Raw genomic sequence first — 26,198 nt, forward strand, 5'->3', positions numbered from 1 at the left:
CCCCGAGAAAGAGGCAGCCGCAGCGGCCAGGAGAGAGAACAAAGAGGATGAGTGGGTTCAAACCGGATCATAATTCAGGCCCCAGCGCGAAATGCAGCCGCAACGGCTTATCCTCCTCGGAGATGGCCACCGCCAGATCCAGCCTGACCTGACCTATGGGCGTCACCCAGCGCACCCCGACCCCGGTGCCTATCTTCCAGGCCTCGCTGTAGTCGACGGTGGCCGTGCCGCCATCCACGAACAGGGCGCCGAGCCACTTGTCGCTGAAGCGGTAGTTGTACTCCAGGCTGCCCACGCTGGTGTAGCGCCCGCCGGTGAGCTTGCCATCCTCGTCCTTCGGCGAGACCGTCTCATAGCCGTAGCCACGTATGGTCTGATCGCCACCGGTGAAGAAACGCAGGGAGGGGGGCACCAGCGAGAAGTCATCCCCTATGATGGCCCCCTGCTCGACCCGCATCAGGAAGCGGTGATCCTGCCCCAGGGTGCGCAGCCACTTGCTGCGCCCCCACACCCGCATGAAGTTGATGTCCGAGCCCCAGTAAGGGCTGGAGAATTCCGTCGTCAGTTGCTGACGATCCCCCCAGTCCGGCACCAGGCCGCCGCGCACCCGCAACCGCGACCAGGAGACCCCGGGGATCAGCAGCAGACTGTTCCCCTCGTCGTTCCCCTGCACGTAGCGCTCGTTCTCCAGCCGGATGAAGACGTCCCTGTCCCAGCTCTCCGGCCGCCGCTTCCAGCGGTGCACCCCCAAGGTGGCCAGATCGGAGCGGGTATCGTTGTTGTCTGTGTACTGGTAACCGGCCTGCAGGGAGTAGTAGTCCCGCAGCGGGTTGCCGACCGGGATCTGGTAATCGAAACTGAGCTCCGCCTCCGGGGCCGAGACCTTGGCGGTGCTGGAGAGGCTGTGGCCATAGCGGTTGACCCAGGGCTTCTCCCAGGTGGCACTCAGGCGCGGCCCCACGTCGGTGGCATAGCCGATACCGGTTTCGATCTCGTGGTCGACCCGGTTCGAGAGGGTCACCTGCACCGGCACCCGATTGCCCTCGGCCTGGCTTATCATGGGTTTGATGTCCACCTGCTTGAACAGCTTGGTGGAGGAGACGTCCTGGGACATCTCGGCCAGCCGGATCGCCAGATAGGGGTCGCCACTCTTGATGTTGATGAGCGGCCGGATGAGGCGCAGGGCCTCCGGCGTCGCATCGTAGTGGATCTCGCCGAAGTGATAGCGGGGACCGGAGCGGAACAGGATATAGATCTCGGCCTTGCCCTGATCCGGGAAGACCTTCACCTGGCTCTTGCTGATCTTGGCGTCAAAGTAGCCCCGCGCCAGCCCCAGGCTGCCGAGATCCGCCTTGATGGACTCATACTTGCCGTGGTTGAGGGGATCCCCCTCCTTCAGGGGCAGCTTGTCCAGCAGCTCGCTGTAGACCTCGTCGCTGCCCGCCTCCCCTTCCAGCAGAATGTCGAGGCGCGAGATGAGCACTGGCTCCCCCCGCACTATCTCGATCACCACCTTGGCGGGGGATTTCTTGTCGCGCTTGAGGGTTACCTTCGGCTGGTAGTAGCCATAGACCTGCAGGGCTTTTTGCACGCTCTCGGTGATCTTGGCGCGGGCGGGACGATACTGGCGCTCCTGGTAGACCGGCAGGGCATTGAGGTAGGCCTCGACGTTATCCTTCTGCTCCCCCTTGATGCCCTTGATCTGATAGGTCAGCTTGGCCGCCATGGCGGGAGTCACCAGCAGCCACAGACAGAGGGCGAGCAGCAAGGTACCGAGCCCACGGCGACCGGTTCGCCCGGGTGAGCTGAACCCGGCAGGCAAAATAGGATGGCATCCTGTCAAACGTCAATTTCCCCGAATAACATAAGTAAAAAACTGTTCGATTTAGAATGATAATGGGGCTCACCCCAGGCGAGCGCGGCTCATCCTAGCATAACCGCAGTCGCGAAATCCCCCTCTCCCCCGGGGCTGGCGTCCTCTGCCGGGGCCGGCTTTCACTGGGGTCTGACAGGGAAAACAGCCCGCCAGCGGGGGAAAGTGCGCACTCTCCCGGCAAGGGGCGTACAAAAAAACGGCACTCAAGTCCGATGCCAGCGGTTCATTCCCGTCGCCGCCCGCGGCGCTGCAGTGCTCGCCACGCGACAGCCCCTGTCGGACGGCCCCGGACCTTGAGACCCCGGATACCCTGGCAGGCTTGACATCATCGTCTGGGGCCCCCATTGCCATATCCTGCTATTGAACAGGAAAATAAGTTTAAATCAACAACTTGAATAGGTGGCACTAAAGCTTCGTTCAATCCAATCGATTTATCCCGCTGCCACTGCTTCCTTCCCTGCCCCACACTGATGTCATCAATCGCAGGAGAGATCCCATGCCCTTACGTAGCGAACAACTGGCTGACTACATAGCCGACAGACTCGAATTCGTCACCTTCCTGGCCTGTTGCAGTGCCCTGCTGGCCCTGTTGACCGGCATGAACGGCCAGCAGGCCCTGGCCTTCACCGCCCTCAACCTGCCCTTCGGTCTCGCCCTGCTGCTGGGGCTGGCCATACTGGCGCCGCTGCCGGCCCACTGGCGCCTGCCCGGGATAGCCTTTCTGCTGGTCGGCGGCGCCCTGCTCACCCTGCAGCTCGGTGGCGACTGGCTCAATCCCCTGGCCATCTGGAGCCTCTACGCCCTGCTGGGACTGGAGATACTGTGGCAGTCTCGCCCCAGGGCACGCCTGGCGACCCATACCCGCGGCTGATGTGCCGCCGGCGGGGCTGACGCGCGCGCCTAATTGGAGTACGCTTGCGCCCCCTTTACCCTCGCCGAGGAGCGTTCCGATGAAAAAAGCCTGTGCCCAGCACATCCTGGTCAAGACCGAGAAAGAGTGTCTCGAGATCAAGGAAAAACTCGCCAAGGGTGCCGACTTCGGCCAGATGGCCAAGCGCTTCTCCACCTGCGCCTCCGCCAAGCGCAGCGGCGATCTGGGGGAGTTCTCCAAGGGGGACATGGTCAAGTCCTTCGACGATGCCGTCTTCAAGGGGGAGCTGCTGACCGTGCTGGGGCCGGTGCGCACCAAGTTCGGCTTCCACCTCATCAAGGTGCTCTACCGCAACTGAGGGCAGGCGCCCTTACCCGTGTCCCCTCTGCCCTGACAAGGGCGCCCGCCGGCTCCCTGCCCGGCCGGGCCCTGGCCACCGCCCTGCAGCCCCTGCGCACAGGGCGGCAAAAAGTGCCAAGATAAATATAATTTACTAACGTTATCAGGTAATTAAGTTTATCCTTCTGGGCATTGCTCCATCATAACCAGTGGATCCTGCATATGCACAGCTATTTGTGGTGGCCCCTGCTGGCCTGGTTGCTGCCCCTGGGGGGCGCCCTCGGCAGCCGGGCTCATCTCTGGCCCTGGTGGGTCGGTTTCGCCCTCTGCCTCGCGAGCGCCCTGATAAGCCTCTGGCTCCTGCTGCGCCTGCCCTGGCGCTACCGCAGCTCCCCCAGTCTGTGGGCTGATGCCTGGGGCATAGCCCCCCTGCTGCTGCCCCTGCTGTTTGTCATTCAGGCGCTGCGCTCGCCCCTCACCAACGACGTCAGCACGGATCCCCATCATCCGCCCCGTCTGCTGTGGGCAGAGCAGCTGAGGACGGCGCAGGATCTCCCCGTCAATGTCCCCCCCTTGCAAGTTTTTCCCGGCAACCCCGGTCCTCTCTATACCCACGCCTCCCCGGCCGAGGTGCTCGCCGAGGCGGAGGAGCTGATGACTGAGCTCGGCTGGCGGGTACGCCCGGGCCCGGACGGCCTCGATGCCGTGGTCACCACCGGCTGGTTCGGCTTTGAGGATGACGTGGCGCTGCGGGTCTTTACGGGCCCCAAGGAGACCCGTGTCGACATGCGCTCCGCCTCCCGCCAGGGGCGCAGCGATCTGGGGGTCAACCGGGGGCGGATCCTGAACTTCCTGAACCGGCTCAACGAACGGCTGGGGGGTGCCTACAAACCCAAGATGCAGAGACTCGACGAGGAACAACATGCGCATTGAGGTCAAGCCGGATCGGGAATATGCCTGGTTTATCCGCCCCTTTTTCTGGCTGCAGCAACGCAACTACGGTCAGGTGCTGATCCCGGGCAAGTGCTGGGGCCGCTCGCCGCGCCTGTTTGCCGCCGTCGCCACCCTCTACGGCGTCATCAACCGCAAGCGCTCCCCCATAGACCCCGTGCTGCGCTCCCTGGTGACGGTGCGGGTCTCCCAGCTCAACTGGTGCCGCTTCTGCGTCGACATCAATGCCATGACCCTTATCAAACGGGCGGGCTCCAGCGACAAGGTGGAGGCGCTGGCCCAGTGGCGCACCAGTCCCTTGTTTGACGAGCGGGAGAAAGCAGTGCTCGACTACACCGAGGCCATGACCGGGCTGGATGGGGTGAGCGACGAGCAGGCCGCGCGCCTCAAGCCCTGGTTCGATGACGATGCCCTGGTGGAGCTGACCGGCCTCATCGCCTTCCAGAACATGTCGGCCAAGTTCAATGCCGCCCTCGACATAGCCCCCCAGGGCTTCTGCCAGCTGCCGGTGCAGCCCGAGCGCCCGGCCCCCTCCGACAGGGATGGCCAATGAGCCGGCGCCGCCTGCTGCTGTTGCTGGTGATGGGGGCTCTGGTCGGCGCCTTCTTCGCCCTGGATCTCGATGCCTACCTCAGCCTCTCCCGGTTGCAGGCACACCAGGAGCAAGCCTCGGCCTGGGTGCAGGCCCACTTCGGCCAGGCGGCCCTGCTGTTCACCCTCCTCTACGTGGTCACCACAGCCCTCTCCCTGCCCGGCGCCAGCCTGCTGACCCTGGGGGGCAGCGCCCTGTTCGGCGTCGGTTGGGGGCTGCTGCTGGTCTCCTTTGCCAGCTCGCTCGGGGCCACCCTGGCCTTTCTCAGCGCCCGCTTCCTGCTGCGCGACTGGGTGAGCCGCCGCTTTGGGGACAAGCTGGCCACCTTTGAGGCCGGCATGGCGAAGGATGGCGCCTTCTATCTGCTGAGCCTGCGCCTCATCCCCCTCTTCCCCTTCTTTCTGATCAACCTGCTGATGGGGCTCACCCCCATCAGAGTCAGTACCTACTACTGGGTCAGCCAGCTCGGCATGCTGCCGGGCACCTTCGTCTATGTGCTGGCGGGCAGCGAGCTCGCCAGCCTCACCAGCACGGGCAATATCCTCTCCCCCGGCCTGGTGGCGGCCCTGACCCTGCTCGGCCTGATGCCCTGGCTGATGCGAGGGCTGCAACGCAGGCTCGCCCTGCGCCGGTTGCACGCCCCCTATCGCAAACCGGCTCGCTTCGACTACAACCTGCTGGTGATAGGCGCCGGTGCCGGGGGCCTGGTCACCAGCTACATAGCCGCCGCGGTCAAGGCCAGGGTGGCCCTGATCGAGCAGCACAAGATGGGGGGAGATTGCCTCAACACCGGCTGCGTTCCCTCCAAGGCGCTGATCCGAAGCGCCCGCTTCGCCTTTGATCAGCACAAGGCTGGCGAACTCGGCTTCAGCCCCAGCCAGTCCCGGGCCGATTTTGCCGCCGTGATGGAGCGGGTGGCGACGGTGATCAAGGAGGTCGAGCCCCATGACTCCATTGAGCGTTATCAGGGGCTGGGGGTGGAGTGCATTCAGGGCCGGGCCCGCTTCGTCTCCCCCTGGGAGCTGGAGGTGGACGGCAGGCGCCTTAGCAGCCGCCATATAGTGCTTGCCACCGGCGCCAGGCCCCTGGTGCCCAAGCTGCCGGGTCTTGAGCAGGTGCCCTACCTCACCTCGGACAGCCTCTGGCAACTGCGCGAACCTCCCCGCCACCTGCTGGTACTCGGCGGCGGCCCCATCGGCTGCGAGCTGGCCCAGAGCCTTGCCTTGCTCGGCATTCCCGTCACCCTGGTGGAACTCGTCGATCAGCTGCTGCCCCGGGAAGAGCGGGAGGTGGCCGAGGCGCTGGCCGCACAAATGGCCCGCGACGGCGTGCGGCTACTCACCGGCTGGCGGGCAGAGCGCGCCGACTATGAGCCCGCGGCCGAGGGCACTCTGCCTATCCGGCTGCAACTGCGCCGGGGCGATGAGATGCAAGTGCTTGAGGGGGATCAGCTGCTGCTGGCCCTTGGCCGGGTGGCCAACGTGAGCGGCTTCGGGCTCGAAGAGCTGGGGGTGGAGCTGGCCCCCCGTGGCACCGTCAAGGTCGACGGCTTCCTGGCTACCAACTACCCCAGCATACTGGCGGTGGGAGACGTAGCGGGCCCCTATCAGTTCACCCACTTCGCCGCCCATCAGGCCTGGTATGCCGCCGTCAACGCCCTCTTTGACCAGTTCAGGCGCTTCAAGGCGGACTATCGCGTGATCCCGGCGGCCACCTACACCAGCCCCGAGATTGCCCGGGTCGGTCTCAATCGCAAGGAGGCCGAGGCGCAAGGCATTCCCTTCGAGGCGACCCGCTTCAATCTGGCCGAGCTGGATCGCGCCATCGCCGACGGCGAGCGCCACGGCTTTATCGAGGTGCTGACGGTGCCGGGCAAGGACAGGATCCTCGGCGCCACCATAGTGGGCGCTCACGCCGGCGAGCGGATCGCCGAGTTTGTGCTCGCCATGCGCCACCGTCTGGGGCTCGGCAAGATCCTGGGCACCATACACGCCTATCCCACCCTGATGGAGGGGAACAAGTACCTGGCCGGTGAGTGAAGCGGGCCCACCAGCCCACCCGCCTGTTGGCCCTGCTGGCCCGTTATCACAGTTGGCGCCGCGGCGCCTGAGCCCACGAGACCCTCATCATGTTCAAGACCCGGCTAAGCGCCCTGCTCCACCCCCTGCTCGTCGCAGCCCTCCCCCTGTTGCTGGCGACCCAGCTCCACGCAAGCCAGGAGGCCTGGCAGCAGACCCTAAGCCGAGGCGAAGGGCCAGCGCGTCTATTTCAATGCCTGGGGCGGCAGCCCGGAGATCAACGCCTATCTGGTATGGGCCGGGCAGGAGCTGGCGCGCGACTATCAGGTCACCCTGGTGCAGGTGAAGGTGGATGACATAGCCCAGAGCGTCAGCCAGCTGCTGGCCAGCAAGCAGGCGGGCAAGACGTCGGGCGGCCCCATAGACCTGCTCTGGGTCAACGGGGAGAACTTCAAGGCGCTCAAGGAGCAGGGGCTGTTGGGGGCCCCCTTCACCCAGGATCTGCCGAACATGGCCCTGGTGGACACCAAGTTGCCGGTGCACGAGGACTTCACCCTGCCGGTCGCCGGGCTCGAGGCCCCCTGGGGCATAGGGCAGCTCAATCTGATGGTCAACACGGAGGAAGTCACCACAGCGCCCACCTCGGCGGCCGAGCTGCTCGCCTGGGCCAAGGCTCATCCCGGGCGCTTCACCTACCCCAAGCCGCCCCAGTTCCATGGTTCCAGCTTTCTCAAGCAGATCTTGCTGGAGCTGACCTCCGATCCCGCGCCACTGTATCGGGAGGCGAGCGACGCCGATTTTGCCCGCCTCACGGCCCCGCTCTGGGTCTGGCTCGATGCGCTTCACCCCGCGCTCTGGCGCAAGGGCAAGCTGTTCCCCACCAGCGCCGCCGAGACCAGGCAGTTGCTCGATGACGGCGAGCTGGCCATGGCCATCAGCTTCAACCCGGGCGAGGCCCAGAGTTCGGTGCAAAACGGCACCCTGCCCCCTGCGGTGAGGGCCGTTGCCATGAGCAAGGGGGCCCTCACCAACAGCCATTTTCCTCGCCATCCCCTTCAACGCCAACGCCCGTGCGGGTGCCAAGGTGGTGGCCAACTTCCTGCTGAGCCCGGCCGCCCAGGCGCGCAAGGCCGAGCCCGGCCTTCTGGGGTGATCCCAGCGTGCTGCGGGCCGATGCCCTGCCTGACTCCGCCAAGGGCAACCGGCACTGCGCTTCAAAGCGGTGGCCGAGCCCCACCCCAGCTGGCAGCTCAAACTGGAAGCGGCCTGGGCCGAGCGTTACGGCCACTGATGAGCCGGTGCTGGTCACCTCGCTTCCTTGGCGCCCCCTGTTTGACACGCCGCAGGGTGGGATGGCGGTTTATCTGGCGCTCTTCGTCATCCCTGCTGGCGGGGCTGTGGCAACTGCTGGCGGAGGGGCTGACCGCCCTCATCTGCCTTGCTGCTGGCCCAACCGGGCCTGTGGCACTCGGCGCTGCTGAGCCTGTGGATTGGCGCCGCCTCGACCCTGACCAGCCTGCTGCTGACCGCCCTGCTGCTGGCCCACAGCGACAGCCGGGCTTTCGGCTGGCTGCGCCGGCTGCTCTCGCCCTTGCTGGCGCTGCCCCACGTCGCCTTTGCCATCGGCTTTGCCTTTCTGCTCGCCCCCTCCGGCTGGCTGCTGCGCCTGCTCTCGCCGACCCTCACCGGGTTCGAACTGCCCCCCGACTGGCAGACCCTGCGCGATCCCGCCGGGCTCGGGCTCATGCACTGCTTGACCCTCAAGGAGACCCCCTTCCTGCTGCTGATGGCGATGGCCGCGCAGCAACCCGCCAGGGTGGCACGCCAGCAGTGGCTGGGGGCGAGCCTTGGCTTCAGCGCCCCCCAGATCTGGTGGCGCCTGCTGCTGCCGGCGCTGTGGCCCGCCCTGCGCCTGCCCCTCTACGCGGTGGCGGCCTACGGGGTGGCGGTGGTGGATCTGGCCCAGCTGCTCGGGCCCGATGCCCCCGCCCCGCTGGCGGTGCGCCTGTGGCTCTGGTATCAGGACCCGGATCTGGTCTGGCGCGGCGCCACCGCCAGCGGCGCCCTGCTGCTGCTCGCCATCACGGCGCTGCTGCTCGCCCTGCTGCGGCTGCTGGAGTGGCCCATCAAGCCCTTGGCAAGGTTGCTGGCTCGATGGCAGACGGGCAAACCCAAGCGCCCTGGCCAACGCGGCTCGCAGCAGGCTTTGCAGCGTGGTGACCCTGATCACCCTCAATCTGGCGGTGCTGGGGGCCCTGCTGCTCTGGTCGCTGGCCCGGCGCTGGCCCTTTCCCGCCCTCTGGCCGAGCCAGTGGAGCGGCCGACACTGGCTGGACCTGCTGCCGACCCTGCTCGCCGCTGCTGACCACCAGCGCCTGCTGGCGCTGGCGAGCGGCTTGCTGGCGCTGGTGATGGCGGTGCTGTAGTCTGGAGGCGCAGCGGGCCGCCGCCCCTGGCCGCTCTGGCTCATCTGCCTGCCGCTGCTGCTGCCGCAGGCCAGCCTGCTGTTTGGCATCCGGCTCGGGTGGACTGGCTTCATGACTCGATACGGCATGGCATCGGCTGGGGCTGGGTGCTCTGGAGCCAGCTGCTGTTTGTCTTTCCCTATGTCTATTTGTGCCTGCACGGCCCCTATCGCCAGTTCGATCCGCGGATCACCCAGAGCGCCCTGCTGCTGGGGGCAACCCCGTGGCGAGCCTGGTGGCAGGTGAAAGGGCCGCTGCTGGCGCGTCCGCTGCTGTTTGCCTTCGGCGTCGGGGCGGCGGTGAGCTTGGCCCAATACCTGCCGACCCTGCTGTTTGGCGCGGGCCGCGTGGTCACCATCACCACAGAGGCGGTGGCCATCGGCAGCGGCCTCAACCGGCGACTGGCGGGGCTCTACGGCCTGCTGCAACTGCTGCTGCCACTCGTTATCTATCTGCTGGCGCTCTGGCTGCCGGCGCGGATCAATCCGGCGCTCAAGGGGGGCGGCTCACGATGAACTCTCATGATGGAAACAGCCATATGCTGAGCACCACGCCTCTTCGCCTCTATCTGGAGGAGCCCCTGCTGCTCTCGCTGCCCGCCCTGCAGGTGGCCCCCGGCGAGGTACTGACCCTGATGGGCCCGAGCGGCTGCGGCAAGAGCTCCCTGCTGGCGGCCCTGGCGGGGGTGCTGCCCCCCGGGGGGGCTATCCGGCTGGCGGGGGAGATACGACTCGGCGAGCGGCTGCTCACCCCCTTGGCGCCCCAGGCACGGCGCATCGGCATGCTGTTTCAGGACGACCTGCTGTTTGCCCATCTGACGGTGGCGGAGAACCTGATGTTCGGCATGCCGGCCATCGTGAAGGGGCATGGCGGCGAGGCGGGAAAAGGCGGTGGCCGCGCTGGCGCAGGTGGGACTGACAGGGATCAGGCGGACAAGCTGCCGGGCCAGCTCTCCGGCGGTCAGAAGGCGCGCGTCAGCCTGTTGCGGGCCCTGCTGGCAGAGCCAGAGGCCCTGCTGCTGGACGAGCCCTTCTCCCGCCTCGACAAGCCGCTGCGGGCCGCCTTTCGCGAACTGGTGTTCGCGCAGATCAAGGCGCTGGCCATCCCCGCCATCCTGGTGACCCACGACGAGACGACGCGCCGGGCACCATACTCCACCTCACCGAATCCCGTTTTTGACCGAGGAGTTCACCTTGTTTGACCGCCACCTGATCCCCGTTATCCGCAGCCCCCTCACCCGGCTCGCCAGACCGCTCTGCCGCGCCGGGATCAGCGCCAACCAGATAAGCCTCACCGGCTTTGCCATCGGCATGCTGGCGTTGCCGCTGCTGGCCTTTGGCTGCTATCAGTGGGCGCTGGCGGCCATCCTGCTCAACCGGCTGCTGGACGGCCTGGATGGGGCCGTGGCGCGCCAGAGCGGGATCACCGACTGCGGCGGCTTCCTCGACATCAGCCTCGACTTCATCTTCTATGCCGCCGTGGTGCTGGGCTTTGCCTTGAGCGACCCCGCCAACGCCCTGCCCGCCGCCACCCTGCTGTTCGCCTTCATGGGCACGGGCTCGAGCTTCCTCGCCTTTGCCATCATGGCGGGCAAGCGCGGCATCGAGAATCCGGTCTACCACCACAAGTCACTCTACTACCTGGGCGGCCTGACCGAGGGGAGCGAGACCATAGCCCTGTTCGTGCTGATGTGCCTCTGGCCCGCCGCCTTTGCCCCGCTGGCCTACGGCTTTGCCCTGCTCTGCGCCATCACCACCCTGACCCGGCTCTGGAGCGGCTACCACACCCTCCCCCCCAGCGCTAAACAGCACAGCCCTCACCGGAGGGCTAATCCATCACGGCGATGAATTGGGCGGTGCAGCGCACGGAACACTTGCGCATGGATGACAATGTTTTACCATGGCGGCACTTTTTTCAGTCTCTTTGAGAACCCTATGCGTCGCCTTGCCTCTCTTCTCACTCTCTCGTTGTTTCCCCTGCTCGGTGGCTGCAGCAGCACGCCGGCTGCCAAGCCCGTGGTCGTCCCCCAGCCCAAGAGCGCCTTCATCAACCAGACGCCGCCGAGCAAACCCGTTTACGGGCAGGTGAAGGGGTCAGCAAGGGAGACTTCGCCAACCGCACCAACGTGGACAACTTCGTGCAGCGCATGGTCGACAAGCACGGCTTCAACGGCGCCGAGCTGCACCGGGTGCTGGCCCAGGCGGAGCGCTACGACTGGATCATCCGGCTGATGGACGCCCAGGCGCCCACCACCACGCCGCCCACAGGGCCGACCGGCGCCTGGAATCGCTACCGCGCCAAGTTCATCACCCCGGACAATGTGCAAAACGGCGTCAGCTTCTGGCGTGAGTACGAGAGCGAGCTCAATCGGGCGCAGCAGATCTACGGGGTGCCCCCCGAGATCATCGTTGGCATCATAGGGGTGGAGACCCGCTGGGGCCGGGTGATGGGCAAGACCCGCATCCTGGATGCCCTGGCGACCCTGGCCTTCGACTACCCGCGCCGGGCGACCTTCTTCACCGGCGAGCTGGAGGCCTTCCTGGTGATGACCCGGGATGAGGGCATGGATCCCACCGAACCCAAGGGCTCCTACGCGGGCGCCATGGGCTATGGCCAGTTCATGCCGTCGAGCTTCCGCAGCTATGCGGTGGACTTCAACGGTAATGGCCACACCAATCTGTGGGATCCGGTGGATGCCATCGGCAGCGTGGCCAACTACTTCAAGGCCCATGGCTGGGAGAAGGGTCAACCGGTGGCGGTTCGCGGTCAGGGCCAGTTGCCCGGCTATGAGCACGGCTTCCAGACCCGCTACCCGGTCGCCACCCTGCGCGGCGCCGGGCTTGCCCCCACAGGTTCGCTCGGCAACCACAAGGAGGCGAGCCTGCTGCGCCTGGATGTGGGCACCGGCTATCAGTACTGGTACGGCCTGCCGAACTTCTACGCCATCACCCGCTACAACCACAGCACCCACTACGCCATGGCGGTGTGGCAGCTGGGTCTGGCGGTCAAGGACACCAAAGAGTCGCCGGTGATCGCCAGGCGGTTACATGCCGATGACGCCGCGCTCAAAGCACTGATTTGCCAAGCCACCGCGATAGAACGGGCCTGCTGGCCCGCTCTTTGCTGCTTGCCTGCAGGCTTCGTTTTCCAGCAACCAGCGTTTGAGCAGTGCGGCCAACTGATGGAGTTTCACAAGGCAGGACCTGCTCCGCCTCGGTCAGTGGCGCCAGCAGGCGCCGCTCGTTGGCCACGTGCAGCTCAACCGCCCGGTCGACCAGCGCTTTGCCCGATCCCCGCTCGGTCAGGCAGACCAGCAGGCTGCGCCTGGAGATCGCTGGGCCACCTCGCGAGGTCGAGCTGCGGGTGCCCTGCGCCGCGCTCTATCGACGTCGAGCCACCCCGCTCTGATGCCAGCTTGTCGAGCCGGGCCTGTCATGGCCCCCGAACTCAACATGGCGGATTGGTAGAGCACTGTCGGCGTCAGTGGCTCACCCGACCGACGCAGGGTCGCCAAAATGTCAGAAGTCCACTGCCGAGCAGGCCGCACTCCTTGAGCTCCTCGCTCACCTCACGACCGGCGATTGCCGCCATCCGCGCCACCCGACCCAGCACCCCCATGGGAGAACAGTCGAGATCCGGTCGCTGCCGGGCCCACTGAGCCAGCAGCAGGTCTACATGATCTGATTCCATCTTCGGCCACTTATCTTTTTATCGAGATACTTGATGGTAAACCAATTTGAGGCTAATTTATCTTTACTTAAAGATACTTCATAAAGAGACAAGTTCATGCCCATGCTGATCGCCCTGCTGGCCCCCCTGCTCTGGGGCAGCACCTATGCCGTCGTCAGCCTCTATCTGACCGACTACTCCCCCTACTGGGTGGCGGTGTGGCGGGCATTGCCGGCCGGGCCTGCTCCTGTTGCTGGTACGCCCGCCTGCCGCCCCTGCCCTGGGGCAAGCAGTTCCTGCTGGCGTTTTGCAACATCGCCGCCTTCTTCGCCCTGCTGTTCGTGGCCGCCTTCCGGCTGCCGGGGGCCGTGGCGGGCACCCTGGGCGCCACCCTGCCCCTCATCCTGATGGGGCTGGCCTGGTGGCAGGATGGCAAGCGACCCAGCCTGAAGTGGCTGCTGCTGGGCCTGATGGGGCTCGCGGGTGTGCTCCTGCTGCTCAACCCCTCCGCCAACCTGGATCCCGTCGGCGTGGCGTGCGCCCTGCTGGCCACCCTGCTCATCGGCCAGTCCAGCCGCTGGATGCAGCGCTGGCCGGTGAGCGATCTGCTGGCGCTGACCGCCTGGCAACTGCTGCTCGGGGGCCTGATGCTGATCCCGCTCGCCTGGTGGCTGGCGGGCCCCATGCCACTGCCGCAACCGGCGAGTGCCCCCGGCCTGCTCTGGCTTGTCCTGCTCAACACGGCGCTGGCCTACTGGGCCTGGCTCTGGGGGCTCAAGCGCCACGGCCCCGAGGTGATGGGCATGCTGGCCCTCACCAACCCCATGGTGGCTGTCTCCTTTGGCGTGCTGCTGGTGGGGGAGACCCTGGACGCTCGCCAGTGGCTCGGCATCGCGGTGATCCTGCTCTCCCTGTTCATGATGAAGCTGCCGACCCGGCCTCTCTTCAAGGGCGAGCAGGCTGCCAGGGCGAGCACAGACCAGCCGGGAAATGGCTGATTGGGCACCAGAACCCCACCAGACACCCAGCAAAAAGGAGCCAAGATGGCTCCTTTTTATGCGCTTCAAAAACTTGCCTCAGGCTCAGACGCCGGCCTTGGCCAGGGCCGCAGAGACTATCTGCTGGGCCTCCTGCTGAATGAGGTCCAGGTGCGCCTCGCCCTTGAAGCTCTCCATGTAGATCTTGTAGATAGACTCGGTGCCGGAGGGGCGCGCCGCGAACCAGCCGTTCTCGGTCACCACCTTCAGGCCACCGATGGCGGCGTTGTTGCCGGGCGCCTTGGTCAGCTTGGCGATGATGGGCTCACCTGCCAGGGTCGAGGCTTCCACCAGCGCCGGATCCAGCTTGGAGAGCACCGCCTTCTGGGCGCTGTTGGCGGGAGCGTCGATGCGGCGGTAGCTGGAGCGACCGAACTTGGCTTCCAGGGCATCGTAGTGGGCCTGGGGATCCTTGCCGGTCACGGCCAGGATCTCGGCGGCCAGCAGCGCCAGGATGAAGCCATCCTTGTCGGTGGTCCAGACGGTGCCGTCCTTGCGCAGGAAGGAGGCGCCCGCGCTCTCCTCGCCGCCAAAGCCAAACTCGCCGCTGTAGAGGCCATCCACGAACCACTTGAAGCCGACCGGCACCTCTTTCAGGGTGCGGCCGATCTCGCCGGCAACCCGGTCGATCATGGAAGAGGAGACCAGCGTCTTGCCGACGGCCGCCGCCTTGGGCCAGCCGGTTCTGTGGGTGAACAGATACTGGATGGCCACCGCCAGGTAGTGGTTCGGGTTCATCAGACCCGCCTTGGTGACTATGCCGTGACGGTCGTAGTCAGGGTCGTTGCCAAGGGCGATGTCGAACTTGTCTTTCAGGGCAATCAGGCCCGCCATGGCGAAGGGGCTGGAGCAGTCCATCCGGATCTTGCCGTCTTTATCCAGGGTCATGAAGGAGAAGGTCGGATCGACGCGATAGTTGACCACCTCGATGTCGAGATCGTAGCGCTTGGCGATCACGTCCCAATAGGCCACGCCGGAGCCGCCGAGAGGGTCCACCCCTATCTTGATGCCAGCCTGCTTGATGGCGGCCAGATCCAGCACGTTCTCGAGATCATCCACATAGGGGGTGACATAGTCGTGTTCGACCACGAACTCACTGGCCAGGGCCTCGGCGAACGGCATCCGCTTCACGCCGGCCAGACCGGCTTCCAGAATGGCGTTGGCTCTGTCTTCCACCCACTTGGTGATCTCCCCTTCGGCAGGACCGCCGTGGGGGGGGTTGTACTTGAAGCCACCGTCTTCCGGCGGGTTGTGGGACGGGGTGATCACCACGCCGTCCGCCAGGGCCGCCGGCTTGCCCGCGTTGTGGCGCAAAATGGCGTGGGAGATGACCGGGGTCGGCGTGAAGCCGAGGCCTGCCTGAATACGGGTTTCGACGCCATTGGCCGCCAGCACTTCCACCGCGCTGGAGAAGGCGGATTCAGAGAGGGCGTGAGTGTCCATGCCCACAAACAGCGGGCCCGTGATGCCGGCCTGCTGGCGATACTCCACCAGCGCCTGGGTCACCGCCAGAATATGGGATTCGGTGAAGGCGTTGTGCAGGGCGCTGCCCCGATGGCCGGAGGTGCCAAAGGCGACCCGCTGCTCGGGGCGGCTCATGTCCGGCTTGTTGAGGTAGTAGGCGCTGACCAGACGGGGAATGTTGGTCAAGTCGCTTAAACGGGCCGGCTGACCGGCGTGGGGATGCTGTGCCATGGCGTTTTCCTTGAGCAGAAGCCTTGCCCAGCAAGGCCTTGAGTCGTTGATGCGTTAAACGGTGCCGCACACCCGAGCGGTCAAATCCTCGTCATAACCCATGCTGGTCATCAGCTGGGCCACCATGTTCTGCTTGCGGCTGGTGTTGGTGTTGGTGATGACCCAGAACGGGGTATCCGGCACCTGCTTGGGCTTGGTGGTGCTGCCACTGGCACGCAGCGCCTCGGGATCCTGGGAGAAATAGACGCGCTTGCGCCCCTTTATTTCGGTCGCCTGAGTGAAGCTCTCCGGGTTGTCCCGGTACAGGGTGCTGAGCACCAGCATGAAGCGGTTGATGGACTTCTCTTCTTTTTGCAGCTCGCCGGAATCGAGCAGGGCTTCCAGCCCCATGGCATCGGCCAGGGGCTGAGGCTGGGCCACAGGCGCGGCCGGCACTGTCGTCCCCGCCTTGACGGGTTGTTCCAGCAGACGGCGCAGGATATCGGAAGCACTCTCGCCGATGTGCCGGGTCTGGCTGGCGATAAAGAAGTAGAGATCGTCATCAAGCTCGATGGTTTTCATAGGGATGCGCTGGACTCGTCGAAATTCGGATGCGGCGATTATACATAGGCAGACCCGGCAGCCCAAGGGAGGGGCTGGCAGATGTGCATGAATCTCGGTGAGAATACGGCATAATGGCGGGCCAAGTGTGTGATCCCCCGCACTGATAGCCGATCCCGGGCCGTTTTTTTGGAAAAAAACCACAAAAAAATGCCCTGCGAGGAATGAAATCCTTTTCTTTCAGTGTGTTAAAAATCAGGCGAAACAGCCCACGACCGACAAGGTGTCATTTTGCAACAAAACTCATTATTGAATTTCAAGGATCAGGGACAAGGCCCTGTCGTCATGCTGATCCACGGCCTGTTCGGCAGCCTGGACAACCTCGGCCTGCTGGCCCGCCCCCTGAGCGAACACTACAGGGTCATCAGCGTCGATCTGCGCAACCACGGTGCCTCCTTTCACTCGGATGAGATGAGCTACCCGCAGCAGGGGGCGGATGTGATCGCCCTGCTGGATCACCTGGCGCTGGACAAGGTGGCCCTGGTCGGTCACTCCATGGGGGGCAAGGTCGCCATGCAGGTCGCCAAGCTGGCCCCTGCCCGGGTCGACCGGCTGGTGGTGGCCGACATAGCCCCGGTGGCCTACCCCCATGCCCGCCACCAGAATGTGTTTGCCGGACTCAACGCCACGCTGGCCAATCCTCCCCAGAGCCGTGCCGAGGCCGAGGCCCTGCTGGCCCAGTACGTCGAGATCCCCGGGGTGCGCCAGTTCCTGCTCAAGTCCTTTGCCAAAACCGAGGCGGGCTGGGCCTGGCGCTTCAATGTGCCGGCCCTTGAGCGCAACTACGCCAACATCATGGGCTGGCCCGACGACCAGACCCGCTTCGAGGGACCGACCCTGTTCATCAAGGGGGGAGATTCCGACTATGTGCAGCCTCAATATACCGAGACTGTGATGGCACAATTCCCGGCCGCCAAGGCCCGTGTCATCGCCGGAACCGGCCACTGGCTGCACGCCGAAAAGCCGGTTTTGTTCAATAAACTGGTTGTGGATTTCCTGTCGACAGGCGGTTAACAGTTTCAAATCCTTTGTGATATAGTGCGCCCGTCATAAGGAGTGTGCGCAATCCATGCTGTATGAACATATCGATCTGATCGAGAGTCTGGGCCTGAAGCTGTTCTTCGTGGCCATCTTCCTGCTGATTGGTCTGGCCATTCACGACGTGCTCAAACGCGGCAACGTGCCCCGTTTCGGCCGCTTTATCGTCTGGCTGGTTCTGTTTCTGGGTTGCGCGGGTTTTGTCGCCAAGGGGCTGATCGAAATGGGCTGGGAAGGCTCTGGGATCGGCTAACTACTTTTCATCTGTGATGTATGGCCAAACAGCAAACTGATCGAACAACACTGGATCTGTTCGCAACTGAGAAGCGCCCCGGCAGGCCAAAGACCAATCCACTCCCCCGTGAGACCCAACTCAAGATCAACAAGCGCAACCAGCTCAAGCGCGATCGGGAGAACGGCCTGAAGCGGGTCGAGTTAAAGATGGAGGCCGAATTGCTGGAGCGCCTGAACCAACTTGCGCTACAACAGAACGTCAGCCGAGCCGAGCTGATCCAATCTATCCTGAAGCAACAGATTGAGTCTGCGCATGCAGCAGGCATCGCAATCTGAACCGTTAAGCATTAACCAGATACGGGTAACTAAACACTATGGCTAGTGTAGGTCTGTTTTTCGGCAGCGATACCGGTAATACCGAAGCTGTCGCCAAGATGATCCAGAAAGAACTGGGCAAACAACTGATTGAAGTCCGTGACATTGCCAAGAGCAGCAAGGCCGACATCGACAGCTTCGATCTGCTGATGTTCGGTATCCCGACTTGGTACTACGGCGAAGCCCAGGCCGATTGGGATGACTTCTTCCCCGAGCTCGAAGAGATCGACTTCAACAACAAGCTGGTCGCCATCTTCGGCTGCGGCGATCAGGAAGACTATTCCGAATATTTCCTCGACGCCATGGGCACCCTGCGTGACATAGTCGAAGCCAAAGGTGCCATCATCATCGGCCACTGGCCAACCGCGAGCTACGAGTTCGAGGCCTCCAAGGCACTGGTGGATGACAAGCACTTCGTCGGTCTGGGGATCGATGAGGATCGCCAGCCGGAGCTGACCGCCGAGCGCGTCAAGGGCTGGTGCAAGCAGTTGCACGAAGAGATGTGTCTGAGCGAGCTGGAGTGATCTCCCTCCTCTGACAACAAGGGCCCCGCTGGGGCCCTTGTTGTTTCTACTCCTTACTGGCTGGCGCTGCCTGGCCCGGCGTTCTGTGTTCCGGCTTGGGTTTCACATACAGGGTGCGCCTGACCTGGGCCACCAGCTCTCCCCGCTTGTCCTGCACCTGCACCTCGAACTCGGGGAAGTGCTTGTTGCCCCCCTCGGTCGCCGCCACTATGGATGCCAGCTTGGCGTCGGTCAGGTTGAACTCCGCCACCAGCATCCCCTTGCCAGGCTTGATGAAATTGATGCTGCCCGCCTTGTCCCAGACGTAATAGCGGTTCTTGAAATGGCCCATCAGCATCAGCGGATAGATGGGATCCGTCATGGCAAACATGCTGCCGCCGAACTGGGTCCGGTTGGCATTCTTGTTCCACCAGCGGGACTTGAGGGTGACCCGACAGAAACGAAAATCGGGGCTCAATGTTTCTATCTTGATGCCGGCTCCCCAGAAGGGGGGCCAGGCGTTGAGGGCGTGGCGCACCCAGGCCGCGTTGCCAAAAAGCCAATCCATGGATCTCATCCGACCAGACTATAGAGAAGTGACATAGTATCAACATTCCCTCGTGGAGCAAGCCCGGTCCGGGCCGGCCAGATTAATCTTCCACAGGGGAGAAATGTGCTAAACCCCTTGAATCACTGGGTTTATTTTTGACTTGGCTACGACCTATAATGTCAGGCCATACGAGTTCGTGGTTGCCATTCCTTCGGCAGTCAATCAGAATAACCACACCTTCGAGAATGCGAATAAATAGAATATGGCAGACAACAACCAAGCGTTAAAAAAGGCCGGGCTCAAGATCACCTTGCCCCGCGTCAAGATCCTGGAAATCCTGCAACAGCCGGACTGCCAGCACACCAGTGCGGAAGATCTGTACAAACGGCTGATCGACCAGGGTGAGGAGATTGGTCTCGCTACCGTCTATCGCGTTCTCAACCAGTTTGATGATGCCGGTATCGTCACCCGTCACCACTTCGAAGGGGGCAAGTCGGTGTTCGAGCTGGCGACCCAGGAACATCACGACCACCTGGTCTGCCTCGATTGTGGCAAGGTGATCGAGTTCTCCGACGAGGTGATCGAGCAGCGCCAGCGCGATATCGCCAAACACCACAACATCCGCCTGACCAACCACAGCCTCTATCTGTATGGTCACTGCGCGAACGGTGACTGCAAGCACGACGAATAACGCCGTCGGCCGCGAGCAGCCATGAAAAAGCCAGCATCACGCTGGCTTTTTTTGTGTCCGCAATCCGGACCAGAGTGGCAGGGTCTCCCCTGCCCTCTTCTTGTCAGACCGCATGTCAGACCGCAGCGATCAGGCCTCGGCCTTGCCCCAGACGTCGCGCAGGGCCACGGTGCGGTTGAACACCAGCTGCTCCGGGCTGGAGAGCTTGTTGTCGGCGCAAAAATACCCTTCACGCTCGAACTGGTAGGCAAACTCCGGCTTGGCGTCCTTGAGGGAAGCCTCGACCCGGGCACCCTCGATGATCACCAGGGAATCCGGGTTGAGCGCCCCTTCGAAGTCGTCCTCGGCACCGGGGTTCGGCATCTTGAACAGACGATCGTAGAGACGGATCTCGGCAGGCAGAGACTGAGTGGCGCTGACCCAGTGGATCACCCCCTTCACCTTGCGGCCATCGGCCGGATCCTTGCCCAGGGTCTCGGGATCGTAGGAGCAGTAGATGCAGGTGACCTTGCCGTCCGCGTCCTTCTCGACCCGCTCTGCCTTGATGACGTAGGCATTGCGCAGGCGCACTTCCTTGCCCAGCACCAGACGCTTGAACTGCTTGTTGGCTTCCTCTTTGAAGTCCGCCTCGTCGATGAAGATCTCGCGGGTGAAGGGCAGTGTACGGCTGCCCATCTCCGGCTTGTTCGGGTGAGCCGGTGCGGTCAGCACCTCGTCGCCGGCCAGGTTCTCGATGACCACCTTCACCGGGTGCAGCACCGCCATGGCACGGGGGGCGTTCTCGTTGAGATCGTCACGGATGCAGGCTTCCAGCATGCTCATCTCGACTATGTTGTCCTGCTTGGTCACGCCGATGCGCTGGCAGAACTCGCGGATGGAGGCCGGGGTATAACCACGGCGACGCAGCCCGGAGACGGTCAGCATGCGCGGATCGTCCCAACCACTGACGTGCCCCTCGGTCACCAGCAGGTTCAGCTTGCGCTTGGACATGACGGTGTATTCGAGGTTCAGACGGGAGAACTCGTACTGACGGGGGTGGCAGTCGATGCTGATGTTGTCCAGCACCCAGTCATACAGACGGCGGTTGTCCTGGAACTCCAGGGTGCACAGGGAGTGGGTGATCCCCTCCAGGGCGTCCGAGATGCAGTGGGTGAAGTCGTACATCGGATAGATGCACCACTTGTCACCTGTCTGGTGGTGGTGGGCAAACTTGATGCGATAGATGACGGGATCGCGCATCACCATGAAGGGGGATGCCATGTCGATCTTGGCGCGCAGGCAGGCGCTGCCTTCGGCCAGTTCGCCGCTCTTCATCTTGGCAAACAGCGCCAGGTTCTCTTCCACGCTGCGATCGCGGAACGGGCTGTTCTTGCCGGGTGCGGTCAGGGTGCCGCGGTATTCGCGCATCTGCTCGGGGGAGAGCTCGTCCACATAGGCCAGACCCTTCTCGATGAGCTCGATGGCATAGCCGTGCAGCTTGTCGAAATAGTCGGAGGAGTAGCAGATCTCGCCGCTCCACTGGAAGCCGAGCCACTGTACGTCCTGCTTGATGGACTCCACGAACTCGATGTCTTCCTTCGCCGGGTTGGTGTCATCGAAGCGCAGGTTGCACTGGCCCTGATAGTCACGGGCGATGCCGAAGTTCAGGCAGATGGACTTGGCGTGGCCAATATGGAGATAACCGTTCGGCTCCGGCGGGAAACGGGTATGCACGTGGTTGTGCTTACCGCTGGCCAGATCTTCATCGATGATCTGACGGATAAAGTTGGTTGGGCTGCTCGCCTCGCTCATGAGTTCACCTCGAAAATGCGTCACTGGCGGAAGTTGTGCCGGCTGGCACCCTCATACCCCCGCCGTCAAGCCGGATATGATCCTGTCAAAAAGCGTCACTGGGGGAAGTTGTGCCTTGAAGAATTGAAGAACGGCCTCTTCTTCCCGGCCATCGTCAGCCACCAGCCGGTATGGCCGACGGCCAGAGCCGATGGCAACGCCGGTGAGCAGGGGATGTATCAGGCCGGACTGGTGCACAAGGAGCTGGAGGCCGAGGACGCCCTGGTGCTGGATCGCCGCTACCAGACCCAGTTCATCGAGCCCATGATGATGGAGCCGGAAAACTTCAACGGCTGGTTCGACGCCAAGGCGCGCACCATGCACCTGGTGGTGAGCACCCAGTCCCCTCACGACTTCTACTACGAAGCCGCCGAGATGCTGGCCAAGGGGCCGCTGGCCGGCAAGGTCGACAAGCTGGTGGTGCACTCCCCCTTCATCGGGGGTGGCTTCGGGGCCAAGGATCACACCATATTCCCCTTCTATGGCCTGCTCGCGACCCTTTATGGCGAGGGCCCGGTGCGTCTGGCCAACGATCGTTTCGAACAGTTCCAGGGTGGCCTCAAGCGTCATCCGTTCAACATGCACAACAAGCTGGTGATCGACAAGCAGAGCGGCCAGTTCCGCGCCCTGATCAGCGCCATGACAGTGGACGGCGGCGGTCGCCTGAACTTCACCGGCTCGGTGGCCAGCGTGGGGGCCAGCGCCATCCAGGGGGTCTACTACCTGCCCAAGAACGACATCACGGCGGTCGCCCTGCCCTCCGAGAACCCGGATTGCGGCTCCATGCGAGGGTATGGCTCCCTGCAAACCATGGCGGCCATGGAGATGATGGTCAACGAGGCCGCCGCACTGCTGAACATGGATCCGCTGGAGCTGCGGCGCCGCAACCTGATCAAGCCCGGCCAGCCCAATACCCAGGGGGCCATTCCCGAGGGCAACAACCGTTACCCCGAGATCCTGGCGATGGCCGGGCAGCACGAGATCTGGGCCCAGCGCCAGGCCAGGAAGCAGGCTTACGAGGCCCAGCATCCGGATCGTCTGCACGGCACTGGCTTTGGCATCACCACCAAGGACTATGGCACCGGCGCCGTGGCCCCCTCCGCCTGCGTCGAGCTGACAAGCAAGGGGGAGATACTGCTCAAGATCAGCGGCATGGAGATGGGCACCGGGATCCAGACCTCCCAGGCCGAGATCGTCAGCCGCTACCTGGGCCAACCGGCCGACACCATAGCGCTCGCCGAAATCGCGCTCTGGGATAGCTTCAAGCTGGTCTCGACCGACAACCCCTACACCATCTCGCAGGAACGCCAGGACGAGATGCAGAAGAACCCGCGCTGGACCCTGGCCATTCCGCAGGCCTCTTCGGCCTCCATCTCCTCCTACTTCCAGAGTCATGCCACCGTCACCGCGGCCCGCATCCTGTTCGAGCAGACGCTCTGGCCGGCGGCGACCGCCATCTGGCGCAAGCAGTACTTCGTCGGTCAGGCAGGCTTGGATCTGGGCCCCGCCAGCGAGGCGAGCTGGACCCCGGCGGGGCTGACGACCCGTGGCATGCCGCCGCTGCCGCTCGCCCTGCTGGCGGCCCACGCTCACGCCAACGGCCTGATTACCGGCGCCATGGTCCACAGCTTCAACCGCTGGGCCTGGGCCGAGTGCGACTTCACCATAGAGGGTCAGAGCCAACGCCTGCCCATAGATGCGCTGGCGTTGCGCTACGGCGACGGCGCCAGCAGCGAGAAACGTGCACAGGCGGATGCCAACGGCTACCAGCTGCTCGATCGCACCCAGGCCCACTACCCCAGCACCAGCCTGAACAACGCCATGGTGACCTACTACGCCCCCTGCGCCACCCTGGTCGAGATAGCGCTGGAGAAGGGTTCCGGCAAGGTGCACATACTGTCTGCCCACAGCTGGCTGGACGCCGGTCGGGTCATAGTCCCCGAACTGGTGGAAGGACAGATCCAGGGCGGCCTGGCCATGGGGGTCGGTCACGCCCTGTATGAATACCTGCCCGCCGGGCAGGACGGGCCGGGCAACGGCACCTGGAACCTGAACCGCTATCAGGTCCCCCTGGCGCACCAGCTGCCGGTCTGGAACCTGACCCACACCCTGCTCGATCCCCTCTCGCCGACCGATGCCACCAAGGGCATAGGCGAAGTGGTGATGATCCCCGTGGTCGCCGCCCTGGTCGAAGCCATCTATCAGGCGACCGGCACCCGTTTCTATCATCTTCCCGTCACTGCAACCGACATTCAGAAGGCCATCCAATGATCACCGTAAACATGACCATCAACGACCGTCTCATTGGCCCGATCGAAGTGGATGACAACACCATGATGATCGACTTCCTGCACGAGTATGTGAACCTGACCGGCACCAAGTTCGGCTGCGGCGTCGGCGTCTGCCATGCCTGCACCATAGTGGTCGACGGGGCGGATGGCAGCAGCGAGAGCGTGCGCACCTGCATCAACGGGGTGGGCCGCTTCAACGGCCAGCGCATCCGCACTGTGGAAGGCCATGCCCAGCGTAACAACCTGGGCAAGATCATCGCCCTGAGTCCGGTGCAGAAGACCTTCCTGGATCACTTCTCCTTCCAGTGCGGCTGGTGTACCTCGGGTTTTGTCAACGAGACCACTGTGCTGCTGGAGCGGCTGCGCAAAGAGCCGGTGGCCATGGCCGATCTCGAATCCACCATAGAGGGTGCGCTTAAAGATCACGTCTGCCGCTGCACCGGTTACAAGAAGTACTACGAGGGGGTCAAGGCCATGCTGATCTCGGAGGGGGTAGTACGCACATGATGCTCTCCAGACTCACATTCGCGCTCTTGCTGGGCGCAGGCGCCGTATCCGCGGCCGACACCCAGGATCCGCTGGTGGCACAGGGGGCATACCTCTCCAAGGTGGGTGACTGCGCCGCCTGCCACACCGCAGAGGGGGGCCAGAAATACGCCGGTGGGTTGGCGTTCAAGACACCCTTTGGCGTCATCTACTCCACCAACATCAGCTCCGACAAGAACCAGGGGATAGGCAGCTACAGCTATGAGGATTTCTATGAGGTGATGCACAACGGTAACGCCCCCAAGGGACGCCTCTATCCCGCCATGCCCTACACCTCCTACCACATGGTCACGGATGCGGACATGAAGGCGCTCTACGCCTACTTCATGCAGACCAGGCCGGCCGCCACCCCGAACCGCGACAACGGGGTCGGCTTCCCCTTCAACGTGCGCACCGGCCTGGTGTTCTGGAACCTGGTGGCCCACGAGGACAGCCCCTTCCAACCGGATCCGGCCAAGAGCAGCAACTGGAACCGTGGCCGCTACCTGGTGGATGGGCTGGGACACTGCGGCGAGTGCCACACGCCGCGGGATACCTTCATGGCGATGGACGGCTCACGCTACCTGAAAGGAGCCATGATAGAGGGGGTGATGGCCCCGGAGATTACCGCCACCGAGCTCAGGCGCCAGGGCTGGACCCATGACTCCCTGACCCGGCTGCTGCGCAAGGGCTACTCGGTCAAGGGCGGCGTCTTCGCCGGCATGTATCCCGTGGTCGAGAAGAGCTTCGCCTACCTGACCGACGAGGACATGCATGCAGTCACCAGCTACCTGCTCGGCAGCGACACCCCGTTGCCGGAGCCTGCACCCAAGCCGGTCACTATGGACGCATCGCACCCGGGTTACGGGCTCTACCGGGACTACTGCGCCGGTTGTCACGGCCAGGAGGGCCAGGGCAAGCCGAACGTGACACCATCCATGTACACCAACGCCACCCTGGATCAGGCGAGCGCGACCAACACCCTGGCGGTGCTGCTGCGCGGGATCCCGGCCCAGAGCTACAGCCAGACCGAGCGCTTCGCCCCCATGCCCAGCTACGCCAAAGAGCTCAACGACCAGCAACTGGCGGATCTGGTGAACTTCCTGCGCCAGACCTGGGCCCATCAGCCCTCCGCCCTGAGTGCCGACGACATCAAGACGCTCAAGAAGGAGATCGTCGAGGCGCACCATGAGTGACGCTCAGCAGGAGGTGCTGCGTCAGAGCCTCGCCTGGCTGGCCCAGGGGAAAGGCATCTGGCTGTGCAGCATAGTCGCGACCTACGGCTCGGCCCCCCGCCCCAAGGGTGCCCTGTTCGCCACCGACGGCATCCACCGCAGCGGCTCCATCTCCGGCGGCTGCATCGAGGATGCCTTCGTCGACATGCTGGCCAGGGGGGAGCATGACGCCCCCCTGAGCCTGCTGGACTATGGCTCCCACCTGGCCCCCGATGGCAGTGCGTTCGAGCTGCCGTGTGGGGGTCGCATCCGGCTGCTGGTGGAGCACCTCGAAGGGGACGCGGCCAGCGCGGATCTCGATGAGTGGCTCACCAGACTGCAAGGGGGCCACCCCTTCGTGCGGGAGGTGCTGCTCGAGCAGGGGAAACGCCGCTATCTGGACGAAGAGACGACGGATCCCAGCGAGCAAGAGGCGCCAGGCCGGGTACGCCTGAGCTATGCCCAGCGCTGGCGCCTGCTGCTGCTGGGAATAAGCCAGGTGAGCGAGCAGGTGGCGCGGCTCGGTCAGGCCGCCGGTTTCGAGGTGCGGCTGTGCGATACCCGTGAGCCGTACCGCCGCGACTGGCACTGGGGGCCGGAGCAAGGAGGAATAGCGGTGGAGTGGTGCGATCCCGAGCGCTTCGTCGAGCGCCATGCCACGGCCCGGAGCGCCGTGCTGGCACTGGCCCACGACCCAGGATATCGACGATGCCCCTGCACTGGTGGCCGGTTTGACTGACTGGCGAAAAAAAAGACCCCGCACAAGGCGGGGTTCAAGGTGATGAAAAACAAAAACAGACAATACACACACAACAAAGGCTCACACGCACAGTC

Annotated in this window: 22 protein-coding genes and 5 pseudogenes; 21 read left to right on the forward strand and 6 right to left on the reverse strand. The window is 64.0% G+C overall.

What is annotated here, in order from left to right:
* Positions 1-67: 67 nt before the first annotated feature.
* Entirely contained in the window at positions 68-1,843 is a 1,776-nt protein-coding gene (gene tamA, locus ACF2JD_RS02455) for an autotransporter assembly complex protein TamA (protein WP_408866307.1), read from the reverse strand.
* A gap of 529 nt (positions 1,844-2,372) precedes the next feature.
* Here tamA and ACF2JD_RS02460 point away from each other — a divergent pair.
* The 11 genes and pseudogenes from ACF2JD_RS02460 to mltB form a co-directional block, all read left to right on the forward strand.
* Positions 2,373-2,747: a hypothetical protein gene (locus tag ACF2JD_RS02460; RefSeq protein ID WP_163155948.1), complete on the forward strand. Its 375-nt coding sequence runs from the start codon at positions 2,373-2,375 to the stop codon at positions 2,745-2,747.
* Positions 2,748-2,826: 79 nt separating this feature from the next.
* The gene (locus ACF2JD_RS02465) at positions 2,827-3,105 is read left to right on the forward strand and encodes a peptidylprolyl isomerase (protein WP_005325619.1); all 279 of its coding nucleotides are present in this window, start codon (positions 2,827-2,829) and stop codon (positions 3,103-3,105) included.
* A gap of 203 nt (positions 3,106-3,308) precedes the next feature.
* Entirely contained in the window at positions 3,309-4,019 is a 711-nt protein-coding gene (locus ACF2JD_RS02470; protein ID WP_163135916.1) for a DUF1499 domain-containing protein, read from the forward strand.
* On the forward strand, positions 4,009-4,590 hold the full coding sequence (locus ACF2JD_RS02475) for a carboxymuconolactone decarboxylase family protein (protein WP_440986684.1): 582 nt from the start codon (positions 4,009-4,011) through the stop codon (positions 4,588-4,590). Before ACF2JD_RS02470 ends, ACF2JD_RS02475 begins: the two co-directional genes overlap by 11 nt.
* A pseudogene (locus ACF2JD_RS02480) lies at positions 4,587-6,739 on the forward strand (FAD-dependent oxidoreductase). The gene ACF2JD_RS02475 and the pseudogene ACF2JD_RS02480 overlap by 4 nt, the downstream one beginning before the upstream one ends.
* Positions 6,740-6,757: 18 nt before the next feature.
* Positions 6,758-7,938: pseudogene (locus ACF2JD_RS02485) on the forward strand (ABC transporter substrate-binding protein).
* 147 nt (positions 7,939-8,085) lie between these two features.
* Positions 8,086-9,012 carry a hypothetical protein gene (locus ACF2JD_RS02490; RefSeq protein ID WP_440986685.1) on the forward strand — a complete coding sequence of 309 codons (927 nt, stop codon included), beginning with the start codon at positions 8,086-8,088 and terminating at the stop codon, positions 9,010-9,012.
* Positions 9,013-9,171: 159 nt separating this feature from the next.
* Complete coding sequence (locus ACF2JD_RS02495) at positions 9,172-9,627, forward strand: hypothetical protein (protein ID WP_440986686.1); 456 nt, start codon at positions 9,172-9,174, stop codon at positions 9,625-9,627.
* 23 nt (positions 9,628-9,650) lie between these two features.
* Complete coding sequence (locus ACF2JD_RS02500; protein WP_440986687.1) at positions 9,651-10,313, forward strand: ATP-binding cassette domain-containing protein; 663 nt, start codon at positions 9,651-9,653, stop codon at positions 10,311-10,313.
* Entirely contained in the window at positions 10,306-10,959 is a 654-nt protein-coding gene (locus ACF2JD_RS02505; RefSeq protein WP_440986688.1) for a CDP-alcohol phosphatidyltransferase family protein, read from the forward strand. Before ACF2JD_RS02500 ends, ACF2JD_RS02505 begins: the two co-directional genes overlap by 8 nt.
* A gap of 140 nt (positions 10,960-11,099) precedes the next feature.
* A pseudogene (gene mltB / locus ACF2JD_RS02510) lies at positions 11,100-12,071 on the forward strand (lytic murein transglycosylase B); the annotation flags it as partial.
* A gap of 180 nt (positions 12,072-12,251) precedes the next feature.
* Here mltB and ACF2JD_RS02515 read toward each other — a convergent pair.
* Positions 12,252-12,802 (reverse strand): annotated as a pseudogene (locus tag ACF2JD_RS02515) (MarR family winged helix-turn-helix transcriptional regulator); the annotation flags it as partial.
* Between the two features lie 96 nt (positions 12,803-12,898).
* On the opposite strand from ACF2JD_RS02515, the pseudogene ACF2JD_RS02520 reads away from it, so the two are divergent.
* A pseudogene (locus tag ACF2JD_RS02520) lies at positions 12,899-13,779 on the forward strand (DMT family transporter).
* An 84-nt stretch (positions 13,780-13,863) separates the two neighbouring features.
* Here the strand turns inward: ACF2JD_RS02520 and pgm are convergent.
* Together pgm and seqA are read right to left on the reverse strand one after the other, a co-directional pair.
* Positions 13,864-15,513 carry a phosphoglucomutase (alpha-D-glucose-1,6-bisphosphate-dependent) gene (pgm, locus tag ACF2JD_RS02525; RefSeq protein WP_234677544.1) on the reverse strand — a complete coding sequence of 550 codons (1,650 nt, stop codon included), beginning with the start codon at positions 15,511-15,513 and terminating at the stop codon, positions 13,864-13,866.
* A gap of 54 nt (positions 15,514-15,567) precedes the next feature.
* Complete coding sequence (gene seqA, locus ACF2JD_RS02530; RefSeq protein WP_163155970.1) at positions 15,568-16,074, reverse strand: replication initiation negative regulator SeqA; 507 nt, start codon at positions 16,072-16,074, stop codon at positions 15,568-15,570.
* A gap of 288 nt (positions 16,075-16,362) precedes the next feature.
* On the opposite strand from seqA, the gene ACF2JD_RS02535 reads away from it, so the two are divergent.
* Genes ACF2JD_RS02535 through fldA form a run of 4 tightly spaced genes read left to right on the forward strand, consistent with a single transcriptional unit; the run spans position 16,363 to position 18,284 of the window.
* Complete coding sequence (locus ACF2JD_RS02535) at positions 16,363-17,127, forward strand: alpha/beta fold hydrolase (protein ID WP_408857232.1); 765 nt, start codon at positions 16,363-16,365, stop codon at positions 17,125-17,127.
* Between the two features lie 55 nt (positions 17,128-17,182).
* On the forward strand, positions 17,183-17,404 hold the full coding sequence (locus ACF2JD_RS02540; protein WP_106887376.1) for a DUF2788 domain-containing protein: 222 nt from the start codon (positions 17,183-17,185) through the stop codon (positions 17,402-17,404).
* A 20-nt stretch (positions 17,405-17,424) separates the two neighbouring features.
* Positions 17,425-17,721, forward strand: coding sequence for a LexA regulated protein (gene ybfE / locus ACF2JD_RS02545; RefSeq protein WP_440986689.1), 297 nt, complete (start codon positions 17,425-17,427; stop codon positions 17,719-17,721).
* A gap of 38 nt (positions 17,722-17,759) precedes the next feature.
* Entirely contained in the window at positions 17,760-18,284 is a 525-nt protein-coding gene (fldA, locus tag ACF2JD_RS02550; RefSeq protein WP_005325673.1) for a flavodoxin FldA, read from the forward strand.
* A 46-nt stretch (positions 18,285-18,330) separates the two neighbouring features.
* Here fldA and ACF2JD_RS02555 read toward each other — a convergent pair whose 3' ends face one another.
* On the reverse strand, positions 18,331-18,831 hold the full coding sequence (locus ACF2JD_RS02555) for a DUF4442 domain-containing protein (RefSeq protein ID WP_393936353.1): 501 nt from the start codon (positions 18,829-18,831) through the stop codon (positions 18,331-18,333).
* Positions 18,832-19,075: 244 nt separating this feature from the next.
* On the opposite strand from ACF2JD_RS02555, the gene fur reads away from it, so the two are divergent.
* A complete protein-coding gene (gene fur, locus ACF2JD_RS02560) occupies positions 19,076-19,504 on the forward strand; it encodes a ferric iron uptake transcriptional regulator (RefSeq protein WP_111911275.1) in 429 nt (142 codons plus the stop codon).
* A 129-nt stretch (positions 19,505-19,633) separates the two neighbouring features.
* Here the strand turns inward: fur and glnS are convergent, their stop codons facing one another.
* Positions 19,634-21,295: a glutamine--tRNA ligase gene (glnS, locus tag ACF2JD_RS02565; protein WP_163135936.1), complete on the reverse strand. Its 1,662-nt coding sequence runs from the start codon at positions 21,293-21,295 to the stop codon at positions 19,634-19,636.
* Positions 21,296-21,403: 108 nt separating this feature from the next.
* Between glnS and ACF2JD_RS02570 the strand changes: the two genes are divergently transcribed.
* From ACF2JD_RS02570 to ACF2JD_RS02585, 4 genes are read left to right on the forward strand one after another with little or no spacing between them, the layout of a single operon-like run.
* Positions 21,404-23,605 (forward strand): molybdopterin cofactor-binding domain-containing protein, encoded by a 2,202-nt coding sequence (locus tag ACF2JD_RS02570; RefSeq protein ID WP_440986690.1) that lies wholly within the window; start codon positions 21,404-21,406, stop codon positions 23,603-23,605.
* A complete protein-coding gene (locus tag ACF2JD_RS02575) occupies positions 23,602-24,132 on the forward strand; it encodes a (2Fe-2S)-binding protein (protein WP_163135940.1) in 531 nt (176 codons plus the stop codon). The genes ACF2JD_RS02570 and ACF2JD_RS02575 overlap by 4 nt, the downstream gene beginning before the upstream one ends.
* A complete protein-coding gene (locus ACF2JD_RS02580) occupies positions 24,129-25,346 on the forward strand; it encodes a c-type cytochrome (RefSeq protein ID WP_440986691.1) in 1,218 nt (405 codons plus the stop codon). Before ACF2JD_RS02575 ends, ACF2JD_RS02580 begins: the two co-directional genes overlap by 4 nt.
* The gene (locus ACF2JD_RS02585; RefSeq protein ID WP_440986692.1) at positions 25,339-26,103 is read left to right on the forward strand and encodes an XdhC family protein; all 765 of its coding nucleotides are present in this window, start codon (positions 25,339-25,341) and stop codon (positions 26,101-26,103) included. Before ACF2JD_RS02580 ends, ACF2JD_RS02585 begins: the two co-directional genes overlap by 8 nt.
* Positions 26,104-26,198 lie beyond the last annotated feature (95 nt).

Source organism: Aeromonas ichthyocola (assembly GCF_046087985.1).
Taxonomy (GTDB): Bacteria; Pseudomonadota; Gammaproteobacteria; order Enterobacterales; family Aeromonadaceae; genus Aeromonas; species Aeromonas rivipollensis.

What these genes read in the sequence shown, in the direction of transcription:
- pgm (WP_234677544.1), bottom strand. Translation starts at nt 15,513, where the DNA reads ATGGCACAGCATCCCCACGCCGGTCAGCCGGCCCGTTTAAGCGACTTG.
- fur (WP_111911275.1), top strand. Translation starts at nt 19,076, where the DNA reads ATGGCAGACAACAACCAAGCGTTAAAAAAGGCCGGGCTCAAGATCACC.
- ACF2JD_RS02575 (WP_163135940.1), top strand. Translation starts at nt 23,602, where the DNA reads ATGATCACCGTAAACATGACCATCAACGACCGTCTCATTGGCCCGATC.
- ACF2JD_RS02540 (WP_106887376.1), top strand. Translation starts at nt 17,183, where the DNA reads ATGCTGTATGAACATATCGATCTGATCGAGAGTCTGGGCCTGAAGCTG.
- ACF2JD_RS02500 (WP_440986687.1), top strand. Translation starts at nt 9,651, where the DNA reads ATGCTGAGCACCACGCCTCTTCGCCTCTATCTGGAGGAGCCCCTGCTG.
- ybfE (WP_440986689.1), top strand. Translation starts at nt 17,425, where the DNA reads ATGGCCAAACAGCAAACTGATCGAACAACACTGGATCTGTTCGCAACT.
- ACF2JD_RS02465 (WP_005325619.1), top strand. Translation starts at nt 2,827, where the DNA reads ATGAAAAAAGCCTGTGCCCAGCACATCCTGGTCAAGACCGAGAAAGAG.
- glnS (WP_163135936.1), bottom strand. Translation starts at nt 21,295, where the DNA reads ATGAGCGAGGCGAGCAGCCCAACCAACTTTATCCGTCAGATCATCGAT.
- ACF2JD_RS02580 (WP_440986691.1), top strand. Translation starts at nt 24,129, where the DNA reads ATGATGCTCTCCAGACTCACATTCGCGCTCTTGCTGGGCGCAGGCGCC.
- ACF2JD_RS02585 (WP_440986692.1), top strand. Translation starts at nt 25,339, where the DNA reads ATGAGTGACGCTCAGCAGGAGGTGCTGCGTCAGAGCCTCGCCTGGCTG.
- seqA (WP_163155970.1), bottom strand. Translation starts at nt 16,074, where the DNA reads ATGAAAACCATCGAGCTTGATGACGATCTCTACTTCTTTATCGCCAGC.
- fldA (WP_005325673.1), top strand. Translation starts at nt 17,760, where the DNA reads ATGGCTAGTGTAGGTCTGTTTTTCGGCAGCGATACCGGTAATACCGAA.
- ACF2JD_RS02470 (WP_163135916.1), top strand. Translation starts at nt 3,309, where the DNA reads ATGCACAGCTATTTGTGGTGGCCCCTGCTGGCCTGGTTGCTGCCCCTG.
- ACF2JD_RS02555 (WP_393936353.1), bottom strand. Translation starts at nt 18,831, where the DNA reads ATGGATTGGCTTTTTGGCAACGCGGCCTGGGTGCGCCACGCCCTCAAC.
- ACF2JD_RS02460 (WP_163155948.1), top strand. Translation starts at nt 2,373, where the DNA reads ATGCCCTTACGTAGCGAACAACTGGCTGACTACATAGCCGACAGACTC.
- ACF2JD_RS02475 (WP_440986684.1), top strand. Translation starts at nt 4,009, where the DNA reads ATGCGCATTGAGGTCAAGCCGGATCGGGAATATGCCTGGTTTATCCGC.